At 66.4% G+C, this 17,234-nt stretch carries 16 protein-coding genes; 9 read left to right on the forward strand and 7 right to left on the reverse strand.

The window, feature by feature from the left end; genetic code table 11:
- Window positions 1–46: 46 nt before the first annotated feature.
- Window positions 47–2,278: an LPS-assembly protein LptD gene (locus tag U1H82_RS04640; RefSeq protein WP_322963727.1), complete on the reverse strand. Its 2,232-nt coding sequence runs from the start codon at window positions 2,276–2,278 to the stop codon at window positions 47–49.
- 181 nt (window positions 2,279–2,459) lie between these two features.
- Between U1H82_RS04640 and U1H82_RS04645 the strand changes: the two genes are divergently transcribed.
- The 4 genes from U1H82_RS04645 (at window position 2,460) to U1H82_RS04660 (ending at window position 5,552) form a co-directional block, all read left to right on the forward strand.
- On the forward strand, window positions 2,460–3,926 hold the full coding sequence (locus tag U1H82_RS04645; protein ID WP_322963728.1) for a leucyl aminopeptidase: 1,467 nt from the start codon (window positions 2,460–2,462) through the stop codon (window positions 3,924–3,926).
- A 21-nt stretch (window positions 3,927–3,947) separates the two neighbouring features.
- Entirely contained in the window at window positions 3,948–4,388 is a 441-nt protein-coding gene (locus U1H82_RS04650) for a DNA polymerase III subunit chi (protein ID WP_322963729.1), read from the forward strand.
- Between the two features lie 223 nt (window positions 4,389–4,611).
- On the forward strand, window positions 4,612–5,034 hold the full coding sequence (gene ndk, locus U1H82_RS04655) for a nucleoside-diphosphate kinase (RefSeq protein ID WP_322963798.1): 423 nt from the start codon (window positions 4,612–4,614) through the stop codon (window positions 5,032–5,034).
- Window positions 5,034–5,552: a GNAT family N-acetyltransferase gene (locus tag U1H82_RS04660; protein ID WP_322963730.1), complete on the forward strand. Its 519-nt coding sequence runs from the start codon at window positions 5,034–5,036 to the stop codon at window positions 5,550–5,552. The genes ndk and U1H82_RS04660 overlap by 1 nt, the downstream gene beginning before the upstream one ends.
- On the opposite strand, the gene U1H82_RS04665 is transcribed toward U1H82_RS04660, so the two are convergent.
- The 4 genes from U1H82_RS04665 to purM are packed head-to-tail and all read right to left on the reverse strand — an operon-like array spanning window position 5,553 to window position 8,134.
- Window positions 5,553–6,152, reverse strand: a complete 600-nt coding sequence (locus U1H82_RS04665) for a hypothetical protein (RefSeq protein ID WP_322963731.1) — start codon at window positions 6,150–6,152, stop codon at window positions 5,553–5,555.
- Window positions 6,149–6,436 (reverse strand): MmcQ/YjbR family DNA-binding protein, encoded by a 288-nt coding sequence (locus tag U1H82_RS04670; protein ID WP_322963732.1) that lies wholly within the window; start codon window positions 6,434–6,436, stop codon window positions 6,149–6,151. Before U1H82_RS04670 ends, U1H82_RS04665 begins: the two co-directional genes overlap by 4 nt.
- Entirely contained in the window at window positions 6,433–7,011 is a 579-nt protein-coding gene (gene purN / locus U1H82_RS04675; RefSeq protein ID WP_322963733.1) for a phosphoribosylglycinamide formyltransferase, read from the reverse strand. Before purN ends, U1H82_RS04670 begins: the two co-directional genes overlap by 4 nt.
- Window positions 7,001–8,134 (reverse strand): phosphoribosylformylglycinamidine cyclo-ligase, encoded by a 1,134-nt coding sequence (gene purM / locus U1H82_RS04680; protein ID WP_322963734.1) that lies wholly within the window; start codon window positions 8,132–8,134, stop codon window positions 7,001–7,003. The genes purN and purM overlap by 11 nt, the downstream gene beginning before the upstream one ends.
- Before the next feature lie 59 nt (window positions 8,135–8,193).
- On the opposite strand from purM, the gene U1H82_RS04685 reads away from it, so the two are divergent.
- From U1H82_RS04685 to U1H82_RS04700, 4 genes are read left to right on the forward strand one after another with little or no spacing between them, the layout of a single operon-like run.
- Window positions 8,194–9,453 carry a heavy-metal-associated domain-containing protein gene (locus tag U1H82_RS04685; RefSeq protein WP_322963735.1) on the forward strand — a complete coding sequence of 420 codons (1,260 nt, stop codon included), beginning with the start codon at window positions 8,194–8,196 and terminating at the stop codon, window positions 9,451–9,453.
- Window positions 9,450–10,058, forward strand: coding sequence for a P-loop NTPase family protein (locus tag U1H82_RS04690; protein ID WP_322963736.1), 609 nt, complete (start codon window positions 9,450–9,452; stop codon window positions 10,056–10,058). Before U1H82_RS04685 ends, U1H82_RS04690 begins: the two co-directional genes overlap by 4 nt.
- Before the next feature lie 19 nt (window positions 10,059–10,077).
- Window positions 10,078–12,243, forward strand: coding sequence for an RNA degradosome polyphosphate kinase (locus U1H82_RS04695; protein ID WP_375339487.1), 2,166 nt, complete (start codon window positions 10,078–10,080; stop codon window positions 12,241–12,243).
- Window positions 12,244–12,260: 17 nt separating this feature from the next.
- Window positions 12,261–13,733, forward strand: a complete 1,473-nt coding sequence (locus tag U1H82_RS04700; RefSeq protein WP_322963737.1) for a Ppx/GppA phosphatase family protein — start codon at window positions 12,261–12,263, stop codon at window positions 13,731–13,733.
- On the opposite strand, the gene U1H82_RS04705 is transcribed toward U1H82_RS04700, so the two are convergent.
- Together U1H82_RS04705 and rnd are read right to left on the reverse strand one after the other, a co-directional pair.
- Entirely contained in the window at window positions 13,720–14,004 is a 285-nt protein-coding gene (locus U1H82_RS04705) for an I78 family peptidase inhibitor (protein WP_322963738.1), read from the reverse strand. The two genes, U1H82_RS04700 and U1H82_RS04705, sit on opposite strands and share 14 nt — an antisense overlap.
- Complete coding sequence (gene rnd / locus U1H82_RS04710; protein WP_322963800.1) at window positions 14,004–15,182, reverse strand: ribonuclease D; 1,179 nt, start codon at window positions 15,180–15,182, stop codon at window positions 14,004–14,006. Before rnd ends, U1H82_RS04705 begins: the two co-directional genes overlap by 1 nt.
- Before the next feature lie 138 nt (window positions 15,183–15,320).
- On the opposite strand from rnd, the gene aspS reads away from it, so the two are divergent.
- The gene (aspS, locus tag U1H82_RS04715; protein ID WP_322963739.1) at window positions 15,321–17,135 is read left to right on the forward strand and encodes an aspartate--tRNA ligase; all 1,815 of its coding nucleotides are present in this window, start codon (window positions 15,321–15,323) and stop codon (window positions 17,133–17,135) included.
- The last annotated feature ends 99 nt before the right edge of the window (window positions 17,136–17,234 follow it).

The following is a 17,234-nucleotide window of genomic DNA, read 5'->3' on the forward strand; positions in this document are numbered from 1 at the left end:
GGGCGCGTAACCGTCGCGATATGGGTCGACCATGCTGAATACCGGCTTAGCGGCCGAGATTGGTGAACGCCAGAGTCAACAGGAAGCTGTTGCCCGCGCGCGCGTCGCCCGTCTGCACATAGTCGCGCCGCCAGGTAAAGCCGAGCCGCAGGCAGTCATCCTCATATTGGACGCCCAGGCGATGGCGAATCGGATCGAACCCGTTGGATAGCGACAGCGCATCCTCGGCCCGGTCGGTCAGGTCGATCACGGTCGAGCCGAAGGCCGACCAGAAGCGCGCGAACTGCACCCGGCCCGCCAGACGCAGTTCCTCGCGATCCTGCAAATCCTCGATCGATGTGAAGATGTTGCGGTCGAGCCGCAGATAGCCCGCCTGGACATAGGTGGTGCGCGAACCGATCGTCGCGTCGATCTCGTTCCGGCGCATCGCGAAGCTGTCCTTGTCCAGCCGGAAGCGATGGGTCAGCGAGATGAAGTCGCGGAAACGCAGTTCGGTTCGCCCGACGATATCCGACCAGCGATCCGACAGGCCGGTACCGGGATAAAGGATCGTCGGTCGGTCGTTCAGGCGGAAACTCTGCCCGACGATCGTGTCGAAGGTGAAGCCCGGCAGGGTCAGCGCCCATTGCGCGCCATAGGTGATGCGCGTCGAATCCTCGAATCGGTCGTAACCGGGGAAGCGGTTCAGCGCGAAAAGGTTGGAATCCTCAAGATCGACCGAGCGGGAGTCCTCGTTCGGGATCTCGATATTCTTGATCTTGGGGCTGGCGACGATCTGGACGCGCGGCGTGAAGCGCTGGCTGCCGCCCCAGAGTTCGCCGACGAACGGCCATTTCACGTCGACCGCCAGCGCGCCGATGCCGCGCCCCTGGAATCCGGCCAGCCCCTGATAGACCAAAGGCGTGGTGGCGATGTTGTTCGCGTTATAGGCGTCGGCCCGGCCATAGGCGGTGAACGTCACTTCCTGACCCCAGTTGGTCAGGCGCCGCAAATCCCAGCGCAGGCTGGCAAAGGCCCGCTGCGTATCCTGTCCGGCGGTGCGGGTGATGGCCAATGTGTTCAGCTGCATCTCGAACTTGCCGCCGAGCAGCCCGTCGTCGAACCGGCGGCGATAATCGAGCACGGGCAGGGCGATCGGTTGCTGCCCCTGCGGATCGTTGACGCGCAGCGTTTCGACATACCAGCCCGCCAGCGAGAAATAGCTGTTGGCGTCGATATGCTCGAGGTTGAGGGTCGTCCGCAGCCGGTCGTCGCGCGAAATGTCGTAACGGCGCAGGAAGGTACGGTCGGTGGTGATCCGGGCCGAACCCGACAGGCTCCATTCGGGCGTGAACTGATACCGGCCGACCGCATCCAGATAGCCGCGAAAGGCCTGGGTCGTGTCGGTGGGGTTCAGCGTGTTCAGGTCGTCGCTGCGGCGGCTGGCGGTGCCGAAGCCGGTGATGCGGAACGCACCCAGCGTGTTCAGTTCCTCATACTGCGCCTCCATCATCGGCAGCACGGCGGTAAAGACGTGCGGCGTGACGGTCAGGCCCTTATTGGGGGCCAGGCGCCAGTAATAGGGAACGGCGACCTCGACCCCGTTCACTCGGTCCAGCCGGATATCGGGGGTCAGGAACCCGCTGTCGCCGCCCGGCCCGACCGGTGCGGACAGGCGCGGCAGCGGTATGGCGGGGAGGCCGAACAGGTTGAGCTTGGCCCCGTTGAAATAGACGCGCTCGCGGTCCGGGCGATAGGTGACACGAACCGCCGTGATCTTCCACGTCGGCTCCTTGGGGCAGCCCTCCGACGTCTCGACCGCGCAGGGCGTATAGGCGGCGCGGTCGAGATTGATCGTGCCGTCCGGCTCGCGCGTCCCCTTCACGGCGGCCAGCCGTCCGCCTTGTTCCAGCACGACCAGCATATCGTTGACCACGCCGTCCTTCAGCGAATCGGTCAGTTCGATCTGGTCGCCATAGGCGATGTCGCCCTGGGGGTTCGTAATCGCGATATTGCCGGTCGCCAGAACCTTGCCCGTCTTGCGGTTCCAGGTGACCTTGTCGGCGCGCAGCCTTTCGCCCTCGCGGAACATCCGGACCTCGCCGGTCGCGGTCACGACATCGGCGTTGATGTCATATTCCAGCTGATCGGCGCTGAAACGGACCTGATCGGGATTAGTCGGGGCCGGGCCTTCGCTGGGCGGGGGCGCGACGGGGCGGTCCTGAAGATCCTGCGCGGCGAAGGCGGGGCTCGCCGTCATAAGCGCGAAGGGCAGGGCGCTGCCGGTCAGAAGCGTCATTCTGCGCACGATGATATCTGGTCCGTCCTTGCCGACACGATGATGCAGCCTCCCCCGGCAGGGCGACGCCTTGAAAGGCCTGCCTATCGCATCACCGGCGGCTTGCTGCAATCGCGCGCTTGCCACGACGGGCCAAGAGCCTAGATGATAGCAACTGTTACGAGTTTAGCCGAGGATACCCATGCAGATCGTCTTTACCTCCGACGCCGATGCGAACGATGTGCTCGTCGTCCCGATTCCCAAGGACGGCGCGGTTACCGGAGCGGTCGGCGGCGATAGCATGGTGGCGGTCGCCAAGGCGGCGACCGACGCGGCGCGTTTCAAGGGCGAAGCGGGATCGCTGGTCGAGACGTTCGTGCCCTTCGATGGCGCGGTGCGGCGCGTCGTTTTCTTGGGCATAGGCGAGGGCAAGGATGCCGACTGGCGCAAGGCTGGCGGCGCGCTGACCGCTAAGCTGCTGACCAGTGCTACCTCGGCCACGGTGCTTCTGACCGGGATGGGCAACAAGCCTTCGGCAGAGGCGGTCGCGGGCTTCGCCGGTGCCGCGGTGCAGCGCGGCTGGCGCCATGACGTGTACCGCACCAAGCTGCCCGAAACGTCCAAGCCGACGCTGACGAAGATCGCGATCGTCGATGCCGGGGCGGATGTGGAAGCCGCCTATGCCCGTATCCATGCGGTCAATGGCGGGCTGGAGCTGACCCGCACGCTCGTCTCCGAGCCGCCGAACAAGCTCTATCCCGAAACCTTTGTCGAGCGTGTCCTGAACGACATCGAGGGCCTGGGTCTGGAAGTCACCGTGCTGGACGAAGCGCAGATGCGCGACCTGGGCATGGGGGCGCTGCTGGGCGTCAGCCAGGGTTCGGTGCGCGAAGGGCGGCTGCTGGTCCTGAAGTGGAATGGCGGTGCGGCCGATGCCGAAACGCTGGCGCTGGTCGGCAAGGGCGTGACCTTCGACACCGGCGGCATCTCGATCAAGCCTGCCGCGGGCATGGAAGACATGAAGTGGGACATGGGCGGCGCCGGTGCCGTCGCGGGCGCGATGAAGGCGATCGCGGCGCGCAAGGCCAAGGCCAATGTCGTCGGCGTCATGGGCCTGGTCGAGAACATGCCCGACGGCAATGCGCAGCGTCCCGGTGACGTCGTCACCTCGATGTCGGGCCAGACGATCGAGGTCATCAACACCGACGCGGAAGGCCGCCTGGTCCTGTGCGACGCGCTGACCTGGGTCCAGAAGACGCATTCGCCCTCGACCATCGTCGACCTCGCTACGCTGACCGGCGCGATGATCATCAGCATGGGGCATGAGCATGGCGGCCTGTTCGCCAATGACGATACGCTGGCCGAATCGCTGCTCGCGGCGGGCACCGCGACGGGCGAGAAGCTGTGGCGCTTCCCGCTGGCCGACGCCTATGACAAGCTGATCGACAGCCAGATTGCCGACATGAAGAATGTCGGCCCGCGCGGCGGCGGCTCGATCACGGCGGCGCAGTTCCTGAAGCGCTATATCAACGAGGGCGTCGCCTGGGCGCATCTGGATATCGCGGGCATGGTCTGGTCGGACAAGCCGGGCATCAACCACGACAAGGGCGCGACCGGCTACGGCGTGCGTCTGCTCGACCAGTTCGTCGCGGATCGGTTCGAGGCGTAAGGCAAAGAGGAGGCGGCGCGGGTGCAGGTCGATTTCTATCATCTGACGATCGCGCCGCTCGATCGGCTGCTGCCCGTCATCGCCGATCGGGTGATGAGCGGCGGCGGCCGGTTGCTGATCGTGAGCGGCGACGCCGACCAGCGCGCCGCACTCGATCGCCAGCTCTGGATGATCCCGGCGGACGGCTTCCTGCCCCATGCGCAAGCCGGCGAGGGCGATGACGGCGCGCAGCCCATCCTGATCGCGGGCGTGGTGCAGCCGACCAATGGCGCGCGCCATGTCGCGCTCGCGGACGGCGTCTGGCGCGACGAAGCGCTGACCTTCGACCGGGCCTTTCACTTCTTCGACGGCGACCGCATCGCCGAGGCGCGTGCGGCGTGGAAGGGGCTGGCCGACCGCGACGGCGTGGAGCGCCGCTATTGGAAGCAGAACGACCAGGGTCGCTGGGAACAGGCGGCATAGCATATTCCTCCCCTGGAAGGGGAGGTGGCAGCCCGAAGGGCTGACGGAGGGGTATCCCCATCAGCGGTGACACCCCTCCACCAGCTTCGCTGGTCCCCCTCCCCTTGCAGGGGAGAAAAAGGTTGGGAGGGGCTGCCCTTATAAGACATTGCATTGCATCCGCGCCCCGACTAGGGCGGCGCCACTTCCAGCCACTCACTTATTCAGGAGCTGCGTGACCATCATGGCCGCGAACCGTACCTTTTCGATCATCAAGCCCGACGCGACCCGCCGCAACCTGACCGGCGCCGTCACCAAGATGCTGGAGGACGCCGGCCTGCGCGTCGTCGCTTCGAAGCGCATCCAGATGACCCGCGAGCAGGCCGAGGGCTTCTACGCGGTCCACAAGGAGCGCCCCTTCTTCAACGATCTGGTCGAGTTCATGATCTCGGGTCCGGTCGTCGTGCAGGTGCTGGAAGGCGAGAATGCCATGCAGCGCAACCGCGACATCATGGGCGCGACCAACCCGGCGAACGCCGAACCGGGCACGATCCGCAAAGAACTGGCCGAGTCGATCGAAGCCAACACCGTCCATGGGTCGGACTCGGACGAGAACGCCGCGATCGAGATCGCGTACTTCTTCAAGCCGGAAGAAATCGTCGGCTGATGGACTGGCGGCTGCGACGAGCCGGGCCGGGCGATGCGCCCGCGCTGTCGCTCGTCGCGGCCGCCACCTTCCTGGAAACATTTGCCGGGACCATATCGGGTCCTGATATGGTGCGGCACTGCGCTCTCAATAGCTCGCCCGCCAAGTTCGATGCGTGGATGGCCGACGCCATGAGCGTCGCCAGCCTGGCCGAGCATCCCGATGGCGCCGCGCCGATCGGCTACACCCTTCTCCTGCCCCCCGACCTTCCGGTCGAGACGGATGCGCAGGATATCGAGCTTCGCCGCATCTATACCCTCTCGCTGGCGGCCGGAACGGGCCTGGGCCATAGGCTGATGGCCAGGGCGATCGACGATGCCCGCGCGCTCGGCCGTCGCCGGATGCTGCTCGGTGTGCTGGGCATCAACGAAAGGGCACGTGCCTTCTACGAGCGCGAAGGCTTTGCGCTCGCCGGAACCCGTCAGTTCCGGGTCGGCGACACCGTCTATGACGATGTCGTCTACGCACGCAGTCTCTAATCAGCGGCGCTTGGCGGCCCAGGCGGCATTCAGCATGGCGGTCGTGCCGTTGCGATCGACAAGCCGCAAGCCCTCCAGCCGCAGCGTCCGCCCCCGCAGCAAGCGGCCATGGGTGCGCCAGATCACGTCGTACAGGCCCGTGGCGGTCCGCGCCGTATCGCCATCCCAGTAACGAGCGGTAATCAGCACCGGCAAGCGTCCCTCATGCTTGTCAGTCTTGCCATCGGTCAGTGTGAGCAGCGGACCGGCGATGGGTTCGACCATGATCGCCGGATCACCCATAGGAACCTGTCGGCCGATGCCAGAGGCGGCCGGGAAGTCGATGACGACCTTTTCCAGATCATGGTTCGGATCGCGCAGGAGCAGACGGCGACCATCATCCTCGACCGTCCCGGTCAGGTCGAGTCGGGCGCGGTCCTGCCGCTGGGCGCTGGCGGTGGCCGCCCGGTCTGCGGCGTCGCTGCGTCGCTGCGACCAGTTGAGATAGAGCGTCAGCGCCGCCACGATCAGCCCCGCGACCGCGACGAACTCCGCCAGGGTCAGCAGACGCCGCCGCGATTTGGCGCGGTCGGCGGCCTCTTCACCCGCCGTGCCGCTCATCGCCCGCCAGCCTCCAGCAATTCGGTCGGCGCGACCAGTTCCCAACTGCGCGCGATCCGGTCCTCGATCAGCGTCCAGTCACTGTCGGCGGACAGCGTCACCGCGCTCCAATGCGGCGCGTTGTCCTCGTCGGCGATGCACAGGTGCAGCGCGGATGCGTCCTGGCTGACCCGGACGAACGGCTTGCCCTCGACCAGGAAACGGATCTCGCCGTCGCGGGCGTCCTCCGCCGTGCCCGGCAGCAGCATGGCGATGTCGCGAATGCGGGAGAGGGTATCGGTCATCGGCGCACGAACTCCGTCAACACTTGGGGGTAAAGCCGATGCTCTTCGACGAGCACGCGCGCGGCCAGCGTCGCGGCATCGTCGCCGGGCAGGATCGGCACCTCGGCCCGACCCAGCACTTCGCCGTCGTCCAGTTCCTCGGTCACGACGTGAACCGAACAGCCCGCCTTGGCATCCCCCGCAGCGATCGCACGCGCATGGGTGTCGAGGCCCTTGTACAGCGGCAGCAGCGAGGGATGGATATTGAGGATACGTCCCTGCCACCGGGCGACGAACTCCCCCGACAACAGACGCATATAACCCGCCAGCGCAATCACCTCGACGCCCGCGTCGCGGAGTGCCTGGTCGATTGCCGCCTCATAGGCTGGTTTGCCGATTCCCTTGGGCGACAGGGCAAAGGTCGCGATGCCCTGTTCCTCGGCCCAGGCGAGCCCCGCCGCATCGGGCTTGTCCGACGCGACGAGCGCGACTGCATAAGCGGCGCTGGCCTCTCGCGCGGCGGCGACCAGCGACTGCATGTTCGAACCCCGGCCGGAAATCAGGATGCCGACCTTCACCGGCTTGTCAGCCGACATGGGTCGCGGTCCAGTCGGCCTTGGCGCTCCAGGTCCCGGTCGCGCCCTTGACGGTGCAGCCACGCTCGCCCGCCTCGACCCGGCCGATGGTGACGACCGTCTCGCCCGCCCCGCGCAGCGTTTCGGCCACCGCCTCTGCCTGTTCGGCCGCGACGATCACCGCCATGCCGATACCGCAATTGAAGGTGCGCGCCATTTCCTCGGGCTCGATGCCACCCTGGGCCTGAAGGAAGGCCATCAGGCGCGGCTGCTCCCAGCCGTCCGCATCGACCACCGCATGCGCGCCCTTGGGCAACACGCGCGGGATGTTTTCGAGCAGGCCGCCGCCGGTGATATGGGCCAGACCCTTGATCGTCCCCGCCTTGATCGAGGGGAGCAGCGAGCGGACGTAAATCCGAGTCGGGGCCATCAGCGCCTCGATCAGCAGAACGTCCTGATCGAACAGCGCGGGACGGTCGAGCTTCCAGCCCTTGTCGGCCGCGAGCCGGCGAACCAGCGAAAAGCCGTTGGAATGGACGCCCGACGAGGCCAGGCCCAGGATCACATCGCCATCGCCGATGGTGGCGCCGGTCAGCACCTGATCGCGCTCGACGGCACCGACGCAGAAGCCCGCGAGGTCGTAATCGCCCGGCGCATACATGCCCGGCATCTCGGCCGTCTCACCGCCGATCAGAGCGCAGCCCGCGATGCGGCAGCCCTCGGCGATCGAGGCGATCACGCGCTCGGGCACATCGCCTTCCAGCTTGGCGGTCGCGTAATAATCCAGGAAAAACAGCGGCTCGGCGCCCTGCACGACCAGATCGTTGGCGCACATCGCGACCAGATCGATACCAACCCCGTCATGGCGGTCATGCTCGATCGCCAGCTTCAGCTTGGTGCCGACGCCGTCATTGGCCGCGACCAGAAGCGGATCGGTGAAGCCGGCCGCCTTCAGGTCGAAGAACCCGCCAAAGCCGCCCAGGTCGGCATCCGCGCCCGGCCGCCGCGTCGCCTTGGCGAGCGGGCCGATCGCGCGGACCAGCGCATTACCGGCGGCGATCGAAACGCCAGCATCGGCATAGGTGTAGGACGCGCCCTTTTCGGCGGGCGAGGGGCTGGCGGACGGCGTGCTGTTGTCGGTCATGTTTGCCCGTTAGCTATATCGCGCTTGGATTTCCACGTCTGCTTCGCCAAAAGGCCGCGATGCGTTTGCGATTGCCCTCCATCATGGCCGGTCTGGCCGCCCTTGCCGGGTTAGGCATCGGGGGCGGCGCGGTGCTCGCCCAGATCGAAGGGCAGACGCGCGGCGTTGCGCCGGTCGATAATGGCGGCTCCTATGAAGTGACGGGCGTCGCGGTCGACGTATCGGGCAAGACGGCGGAAGCCGCGCGCCTTGGCGGCTGGCGGATCGCCCAGCGCAAGGCCTGGGCGATGCTGGCCCAGCGTCTGGGGCGCGGCGGCACTGGTGCGTCCGATGGCCTGCTCGATTCGCTGGTCAGCGGTATCGTGGTCGAGAATGAACAGATCGGCCCGACCCGCTATATTGCCAAGCTGGGCGTGTTGTTCGACCGGGTTCGTGCCGCGTCGGTGTTGGGCGTATCGGCCTATGCCGATCGCTCGCCGCCCATGCTGGTCATGCCGCTTCAGATATCGGGCGGTGTGTCGCAAATGTTCGAGGCGCGCACGCCCTGGCAACAGGCCTGGGCCCGCTTCCGGACCGGCAACAGCACGATCGACTATATCCGCCCGGCGGGCACCGGTGCCGAGCCGCTGCTGCTGAACGCCGGGCAGATCGGGCGGCGCTCGCGCGGATGGTGGCGTACCATCCTCGACCAATATGGCGCGTCCGACATCCTGATTCCGGTCGTGCATCTCTATCGCCAATGGCCCGGCGGCCCGGTGATCGGCGTGTTCGAGGCGCGGCATGGGCCGGACAACATGCTGATCGGCACCGTCACCTTGCGGGTCGGAAGCACCGATGGCCTTCCGCAGTTGCTCGACACCGGCGTCGCGCGGCTCGACGGGCTGTACCAGCGGGCGCTGGCGAGCGGCGCGCTGCATCCCGACGCCTCGCTTCGTCCCCCGCCCAAGCCGGAAGTGCCGGTGATCGACGATACGACACCGGGCGAGGAACCCATTGCCGGACTGGATGCTTCGATTGCCGCGTCCGGCGCGGGCATCGCGGTCTCGCTGCAATATGACGCGCCGACCGCCAGCGCGGTGGCCAATGTCGAAAGCCTCGTGCGCGGCATCCCCGGCGTCGTCCGGGCGGGCACCACCAGCCTGGCGCTGGGTGGGGTGTCGATCATGGCCGTCACCTATGACGGCGACCCCGACCAGCTTCGCCGCGCGCTCCAGCAGCGTGGCTTCCAGGTGTCCGGATCGGGCACCACCCTGCGCATTCGGCGTGCGGCGCAAGTGCCCGCGCCGGTGCCTACATCGGATAATGTGATTACCGGATGAACCAGATGGCGCTGCCGCTGCAATGGCCGGCGGACCCCCGATCCGATGCGTTCCTGCTGACCGATTCCAACCGGATGGCGGCGCGGATGCTGGAGCAATGGGAGGCGTGGCCGACCATGGCCGCGATCCTGACCGGCCCGCGCAAATCGGGGCGCTCGCTGCTCGCGCGGATCTTCGCGGCCAAGAGCGGCGGCACGATCATTGACGATGCCGAGCGGGTGCCCGAGGTGCAGATCTTCCATGCCTGGAATACCGCCCAGGCCGATCGGCGTCCGCTGTTGATCGTCGCCGACTCACCGCCGCCGCGCTGGCAGGTCAAGCTGCCCGACCTGCGTTCCCGTCTGGCGAACAGCAGCCTGGCGGAGATCGGTGCGCCCGATGACGAACTGGTCTCCGGGCTGTTCGAACATCTGTTCGAGCGGCGCGGCCTGGACGCGCGTCCCGACCTGATCGAGTGGCTGACCCTTCGGATCGAGCGTAGTCACCTATCTGTCATCCGCGCAGTGGATATGCTCGACCAGGGGGCGATGGAACGGCGTGCGCGTTTGTCCATTCCCTTGGCACGATCCACCCTGATCGCGGCTGGCCTGATCGCCGAACCGTGACCCGCCTGAGCGAGTGAAAATGACCCGTCCTGCCCATATCGCGCAAATGTCCGAGCCCGACGACGATCATTTCACGGCGGAGCCGAACGGGCGGTACTTCAATCGCGAACTTTCCTGGCTGGCCTTCAACCGGCGCGTGCTGGAAGAAGCATGCAATTCGGCCCATCCGCTGCTCGAGCGGTTGCGCTTCTTGTCGATCTCGGGATCGAACCTCGACGAATTCTTCATGGTCCGGGTGGCGGGCCTCAAGGGGCAGCAGGCGCAGGATGTCGAGCAGCGCTCGGTCGACGGGCTCACGCCGGGACAGCAGCTCAGCGGCATCGTGGCGGAGGCGGACCGCCTGATGGCCAGCCAGCAGGAAGTGTGGGGCGACCTGCGCAATCTGCTCGACGAGGCGGGTATCTTCGTCCTGCGGCGCGACTCGATCGACCAGGATGCCAGCGCCTGGCTGGAAACCCATGTCCGCGAGCAGATTTTTCCGATCCTGACGCCCCAGGCGCTGGACCCGGCGCATCCCTTTCCCTTCATCCCCAACAAGGGTCTGTCGATGATCTTCGACCTGACCCGCGTGTCCGACAAGGCGCCGATTCGCGAGTTGGTGATGATCCCGGCGACCATGCCGCGCTTCGTCCGCCTGCCGGGCGAGGGCGCGCGCTATGTCGCGATCGAGACGATCCTGCGCCGGTTCTCCGGGCTGCTCTTTCCGGGGTATGTGGTCAACGGCGCGGCGACCTTCCGCGTCCTGCGCGACAGCGATATCGAGATCGAGGAAGAGGCGGAGGACCTGGTCCGCTATTTCGCCAACGCCATCAAGCGGCGGCGGCGCGGCCGGGTGATCCGGTTGGAGCTGGAAACGGGCATGCCCGACGAACTCGCCGACGTGCTGCGCGGTGAACTGGGCGGGACCGATGCAATCATTACCGAGAGCGGTAATCTGCTCGGCATCGGGGACCTCGACATGCTGGTCGACGAGAACCGCCCCGACCTGAAGTTCCCGGCCTATAGCCCGCGCTTTCCCGAGCGAATCCGTGAATTTGCGGGCGACTGCTTTGCCGCGATCAAGTCCAAGGACATCGTCGTCCACCACCCGTACGAGACGTTCGAGGTGGTCATCGCTTTCCTGAAACAGGCGGCGGCCGACCCCGACGTGGTCGCGATCAAGCAGACGCTCTACCGTGCAGGCAAGCAGTCGGCGGTCATCAACGCCCTGATCGCGGCGGCCGAGGCGGGCAAGTCGGTGACCGCCATCGTCGAGTTGAAGGCGCGGTTCGACGAGGAACAGAATCTCTATTGGGCCTCGGCACTGGAGCGGGCAGGTGTTCAGGTCGTCTATGGCTTTATCGACTGGAAGACGCACGCCAAGGTGTCGATGGTCGTGCGGCGAGAGGGCGGCGATTTCCGTACCTACTGCCATTTCGGTACGGGCAATTATCATCCCGTCACCGCGCGCATCTATACCGATATCAGCTTCTTCACCGCCGACCCGCTGCTCGGGCGCGATGCGGCGCAGATGTTCAACTACATCACTGGTTATGTCGAACCGGTCGCGATGAACCGGGTCAGCCTGTCGCCGCGCGACTTGCGCCACAATCTGATGGCGCTGATCGATGCCGAGATCGCCCATGCCCGTGCCGGGCGGTCGGGCAGCGTCTGGGCCAAGATGAACTCGCTGGTCGATCCGCTTATCATCGAAAAACTCTATGAGGCGAGCGGGGCGGGCGTCGAGATCGATTTGATCGTGCGCGGCATCTGTTGCCTGCGGCCGGGTGTCGAAGGGCTGTCGGACAATATCCGGGTGAAGTCGGTCGTCGGCCGCTTCCTGGAACATAGCCGCATCTGGGCATTCGGCGATGGCAAGGTCCTGCCGCACGACGCGGCCAAGGTCTTCATTTCCTCGGCAGACTGGATGCCGCGCAATTTCGACCGCCGGGTCGAATATATGCTGCCCATTCTGAACCCCACGGTCCACGACCAGATATTGGATCAGGTGATGGTCGCCAATCTGCTCGACAACGAACAGAGTTGGGAGTTGGAGCCGGACGGCACCTATGTTCGCGACCAGCCCGGTGATCGCCCCTTCAACCTGCATCGGTATTTCATGACCAATCCCTCGCTCTCGGGGCGCGGCGCCGCGCTCGACACCAGCAAGGCGGTGCCGACCCTGTCGCTCCGGCGGCAGCGTTGATGGAGGCGTACTGAGCAATGGCAGGTCCCCGCGCGCCGCGTAACGCGATCATCGATATCGGCTCCAACTCGGTCCGGCTGGTTGTCTATCAGGGCCCCGCCCGCCTGCCGGCGATCCTGTTCAACGAGAAGGTGATGGCGGGCCTGGGACGCGGGCTTGCCGCGACAGGCGCCATCGATCGCGCCTCGTTGACCAAGGCGCAGGTTGCGCTCGCCCGTTTCGCCAGTCTGGCGCGCGAGATGGGCGTGACGACGCTGCGCACGGTCGCGACGGCGGCGGTGCGTGATGCGGCCAATGGCGGCGAACTGATCGCCTGCGCCGAGTCGCTGGGACTGGAGGTCGAACTCCTTTCCGGCGAGCAGGAGGCGAAGGCGGCGGGCGAGGGCGTGCTCTCGGCGATCCCCGACGCGGACGGCATTGTCGGCGACCTTGGCGGCGGCAGTCTCGAACTGGTGCGGGTCCGCGACGGTCAGGTCGAGGACCGGGTGTCCTTTCCGCTGGGCGTGCTGCGCATTCCGGCCCTGCGCGAACGTGGCAGCAAGGCGTTCGAGCGGCATATCGGCCGCCTGATCGATGACGCCGGTTGGGAAGGGCGGGGGCGTGGTCTGCCCTTCTATCTGGTCGGCGGATCGTGGCGGGCGCTGGCGCGGCTGGACATGACGCTGGCCGATTATCCGCTGCCGATCATCCATCATTACGAGTTGACGCCGCTCGATATCGTGCGGCTGTCGCGGACCATCCCGCATCTCAGCAAGCCGCGCCTGCGCGAGGTGAAGGGCCTGTCGTCCAGCCGTGCGGCGACGCTGGCCGATGCGACCGCGCTGCTCAGCGTGTTGCTGAAGCATCTGGGTAGCAGCACGACCGTCGTGTCCGCCTTCGGCCTTCGCGAGGGGCTGCTCTATGGCGGGCTCGATGCCAAGACACGTGCGCTCGACCCGTTGATCGTCGCCGCGCGCGAGGAAGGGCGGCTGCTCGGCCGCTTTCCTGAGCATGGCGATCTGCTGGAAAGCTGGATCGCGCCGCTGTTCACCGGCGAGTCGGCGGCGGAAGGACGCTTGCGTCACGCGGCCTGTCTGCTGGCCGATGTGGGCTGGCGGGCCAATCCCGAATTTCGTGCCGAGCGCGGCGTCGAGATCGCGTTGCATGGCAATTGGGTGGGTATCGATGCCGAAGGGCGGGCGATGCTCGCCCAGGCGCTGCACACCAGCCTGGGTGGCGGCCTCGACATACCCGCGCCGCTCGCCGAACTGGCGAGCCCGGCGCAATTGAAACTGGCGACGAGCTGGGGTCTGGCAATCCGGCTGGGGCAGCGGCTGAGCGGCGGGCTCGCCGGGCCGTTGGAGCGTACCGCCCTGGTCCTGGACGATAGCCGTCTCGGCCTCGCCATGCTGGAGGCCGATCAGGGCTTTTATGGTGAAGCAGTCGAGCGCCGCCACGCCGCGCTGGCCACCGCGCTGGGCCGGTCGCCGGTCCGGCTTAGCCGCACTTGAGCCGGACGACCCGGCCTGCGGCATCGGTTTCGATGTTCAGCCGGTCGGGCCGATAGTCCATCGTCACCGCATCACCCGGCGCGATCACCCGCAGGCTGCGCGCGCCGGTTCGCTTCACCGTCGGCGCACGTAGTGCCTCGGTCCAGGCTTTGCCGATCAGGTCGGCGACCTTGGCGTCGCCACAGCCCGTCATCGCCATCTGCTCTTCAGCCTTGGGCATGGTCGTGCAGGCGGTGAGCGGCAGCATGGCGAGCAGGATCAGACGCCGCATCAGGCGGGTTCCTCTTCGGTGCGCACCATCTTCAGCTTGCCGCCCTTGACGACGAAGCCGGTCCGCCCCTCGACCAGATCGAGCGCATCGCGGCCGAATTGCTCGAACCGCCAGCCATCGAGGATGGATAGGCCGGAGCGAACCCCAGCGGCCAGCATCTCCAGATCGTCGGCGCGTGCCAGCAGGCGCGGCGCCACGTCGATGTCGCGTGCGCGAATCTTCAGCAGCAGCTTGAGCAGATCGGCGACCAACGCGCCCTCGCGCCCCAGGCCCGGCTTGCGATCGTCGCGCGCGGGCAGTTCGTCGGCCCCCAGCGGTTCGGCGGCCTCCAGCGCATCCATCAGGCGCGCGCCGATATCATTGCCTGCCCAGGTCGCCGACAGGCCGCGCACCTTGGCGAGGTCGGCTTGTTTGCGCGGGGGATGTCCGGCGAGGTCGGCCAGCGTCTCGTCCTTGACGATACGCCCGCGCGGCAGGTCCTTGGCCTGCGCCTCCAGTTCGCGCCAACGGGCCAGCGCCTTCAGGCGGCCGAGCATATCGGGCTTGCGGCCCGACACGCGCACCCGCTTCCAGGCGACATCGGGGTCATTGGCATAGTGCGCCGGATCGGCCAGCCGCTCCATCTCCTGGTCCAGCCACGCGCCGCGCCCGGTCTTGCGCAGCCGCTCCAGCATCTTGGGGAAGATGGCGGCCAGATGGGTGACGTCGCCGATCGCATAATCGACCTGACGCTGGTCGAGCGGACGGCGCGACCAGTCGGTGAAGCGCGCGCCCTTGTCGACCGTAATGCCCAGCCAGCTGTCGACCAGATTGGAATAGCCGATCTGCTCGCCCTGACCCAGCGCCATCGCCGCGATCTGGGTGTCGAACAGCGGATGCGGGGTCTTGCCGGTCAGGTTGTAGATGATCTCGATATCCTGCCCACCGGCATGGAAGACCTTCAACACCTCGTCATTGTTGACCAGCAGGTCGAGCAGCGGCGTCATGTCCAGGCCCGGTGCCTTGGGATCAATCGCGGCGGCTTCCTGGGTATCGGCGATCTGGATCAGGCAAAGCTCTGGCCAATAGGTGCTTTCGCGCATGAACTCGGTATCGACCATCACATAGTCGGCTTGCGAGAGGCGGGCGCAGAGATTGGCGAGCGTGGCGCTGTCGGTAATCAACGGATGAACGTGCATCGTCTGCACATAGCCCGGCTCACGCGGGTTGACAAAGAGGAACGCACGGGCGGCGCGTTCGGGCACATTAGGATTGACAAAAACCGGTCGGGCGGGGAAGCGGCAGCACTTTCCCCAGACGTACAGAGAATGTCCGCCATGCACGCCTATCGTACCCATACCTGCGCCGCGCTGACTGCTGAGGCGGTCGGCGAGACGGTTCGCCTGTCCGGCTGGGTTCATCGCAAGCGCGATCATGGCGGCGTGCTGTTCGTCGATCTGCGCGACCATTACGGCATCACCCAGATCGTCGCCGACAGCGACACGCCTGCGCTCGCCATTCTGGAGAGCGTCCGAGTCGAGTCGGTGGTGACGATCGACGGCGTCGTGAAGGCGCGCTCGGCGGGCACCGTCAACGCCAACCTGGCGACCGGCGAGATCGAGGTGTTCGCACGCGGCGCGACCGTGCTGTCGGCGGCCGAGGAACTGCCGATGCCGGTGGCGGGCGAGCAGGAATATCCGGAGGATATCCGCCTGCGTTACCGCTTCCTCGACCTGCGCCGCGAGACGCTGCACGCCAACATCGTGCGTCGCACCCAGGTCATTTCGGACATGCGGCGTCGCATGGAGACGGCGGGCTTCACCGAATATTCGACCCCGATCCTGACGGCCTCGTCGCCCGAGGGCGCACGCGACTTCCTGGTGCCCAGCCGCATCCATCCGGGCAAGTTCTACGCGCTGCCCCAGGCGCCGCAGCAATATAAGCAGTTGCTGATGGTCGCGGGCTTCGACCGTTATTTCCAGATCGCGCCCTGCTTCCGCGACGAAGACCCGCGCGCCGACCGTCTGCCGGGCGAGTTCTACCAGCTCGACCTGGAAATGAGCTTCGTCACCCAGGAAGAGGTGTGGGAGACGATGGAGCCGGTGATCGGCGGCATCTTCGAAAAGTTCGCCGATGGCCGTACCGTTACCCCGATCGGCGAGTTCCCGCGCATTCCTTACTCCGAGTCGATGCTGAAGTACGGCAACGACAAGCCTGATCTGCGCAACCCGCTGATCATCACCGATGTCTCGGAGCATTTCACGACCTCGGGCTTCGGCCTGTTTGAAAAGATCGTCGGCTCGGGCGGCGTCGTCCGCGCCATCCCGGCGCCCAAGACCGCCGAGAAGAGCCGCAAGTTCTTCGACGAGATGAACGAGTGGGCGCGCGCCGAGGGTCATGCGGGTCTGGGCTATGTCACCCGCAAGGGCGGCGAGTTCGGCGGCCCGATCGCCAAGAACCACGGCACCGAGGGCATGGAGGCGCTCTACGCCGCGCTCGGCCTTGGCCCCGATGACGGCCTGTTCTTCGCGGCGGGCAAGGTCGAGGCGGCGGCCAAGCTGGCAGGGCTCGCACGCACCCGCGTCGCCGAACAGCTTGGCCTGATCGAGGAGGGCGCGTTCCGCCTGTGCTGGATTGTCGATTTCCCCTTCTACGAATGGGACGAGGACGAGAAGAAGGTCGAGTTCGCGCACAACCCCTTCTCGATGCCGCAGGGTGGCATGGAGGCGCTGAACTCCGCCGATCCGCTGTCGCTGAAGGCCTATCAATATGACCTGGTCTGCAACGGCTTCGAGATCGCGTCGGGCTCGATCCGCAACCAGTCGCCCGAACTGATGGTCGCCGCGTTCGAGAAGGTCGGGCTGTCCAAGGCGGACGTCGAGGAGCGCTTCGGTGGCCTCTATCGCGCCTTCCAGTATGGCGCGCCACCGCATGGTGGCATGGCCGCCGGTGTCGACCGTATCGTCATGCTGATCTGCGGGGCGCAGAACCTGCGCGAAATCTCGCTGTTCCCGATGAACCAGCGTGCCGAAGACCTGCTGATGGGCGCACCCAGCCTGCCCAGCAACAAGCAGATGCGCGAGCTGTCGCTGCGCTCGACCGCGGAGGCCAAGAAGGACGTGGATCAGGTCGTCGCCTCGTCGGCGGGCTGATCCCCCTTACGGGCAAAGAAAAAGGGCGGGCGCCGGATGCGGCGTCCGCCCTTTTTGTGCCTCTTCCGAAATTCCTCCCCTGCAAGGGGAGGGGGACCA

This window comes from Sphingomonas fuzhouensis, from assembly GCF_034659795.1.
In the GTDB taxonomy this organism is placed as follows: domain Bacteria; phylum Pseudomonadota; class Alphaproteobacteria; order Sphingomonadales; family Sphingomonadaceae; genus Sphingomonas; species Sphingomonas fuzhouensis.

Bases quoted from the DNA above. Each gene is read 5' to 3' on its own strand.
- purN (WP_322963733.1), bottom strand. From the start codon at position 7,011: ATGTCGGCTGACAAGCCGGTGAAGGTCGGCATCCTGATTTCCGGCCGG.
- ndk (WP_322963798.1), top strand. From the start codon at position 4,612: ATGGCCGCGAACCGTACCTTTTCGATCATCAAGCCCGACGCGACCCGC.
- U1H82_RS04670 (WP_322963732.1), bottom strand. From the start codon at position 6,436: ATGACCGATACCCTCTCCCGCATTCGCGACATCGCCATGCTGCTGCCG.
- U1H82_RS04665 (WP_322963731.1), bottom strand. From the start codon at position 6,152: ATGAGCGGCACGGCGGGTGAAGAGGCCGCCGACCGCGCCAAATCGCGG.
- U1H82_RS04690 (WP_322963736.1), top strand. From the start codon at position 9,450: ATGAACCAGATGGCGCTGCCGCTGCAATGGCCGGCGGACCCCCGATCC.
- aspS (WP_322963739.1), top strand. From the start codon at position 15,321: ATGCACGCCTATCGTACCCATACCTGCGCCGCGCTGACTGCTGAGGCG.
- U1H82_RS04645 (WP_322963728.1), top strand. From the start codon at position 2,460: ATGCAGATCGTCTTTACCTCCGACGCCGATGCGAACGATGTGCTCGTC.
- U1H82_RS04685 (WP_322963735.1), top strand. From the start codon at position 8,194: ATGCGTTTGCGATTGCCCTCCATCATGGCCGGTCTGGCCGCCCTTGCC.
- U1H82_RS04640 (WP_322963727.1), bottom strand. From the start codon at position 2,278: ATGACGCTTCTGACCGGCAGCGCCCTGCCCTTCGCGCTTATGACGGCG.
- U1H82_RS04705 (WP_322963738.1), bottom strand. From the start codon at position 14,004: ATGCGGCGTCTGATCCTGCTCGCCATGCTGCCGCTCACCGCCTGCACG.
- purM (WP_322963734.1), bottom strand. From the start codon at position 8,134: ATGACCGACAACAGCACGCCGTCCGCCAGCCCCTCGCCCGCCGAAAAG.
- U1H82_RS04660 (WP_322963730.1), top strand. From the start codon at position 5,034: ATGGACTGGCGGCTGCGACGAGCCGGGCCGGGCGATGCGCCCGCGCTG.
- U1H82_RS04695 (WP_375339487.1), top strand. From the start codon at position 10,078: ATGACCCGTCCTGCCCATATCGCGCAAATGTCCGAGCCCGACGACGAT.
- rnd (WP_322963800.1), bottom strand. From the start codon at position 15,182: ATGCACGTTCATCCGTTGATTACCGACAGCGCCACGCTCGCCAATCTC.
- U1H82_RS04700 (WP_322963737.1), top strand. From the start codon at position 12,261: ATGGCAGGTCCCCGCGCGCCGCGTAACGCGATCATCGATATCGGCTCC.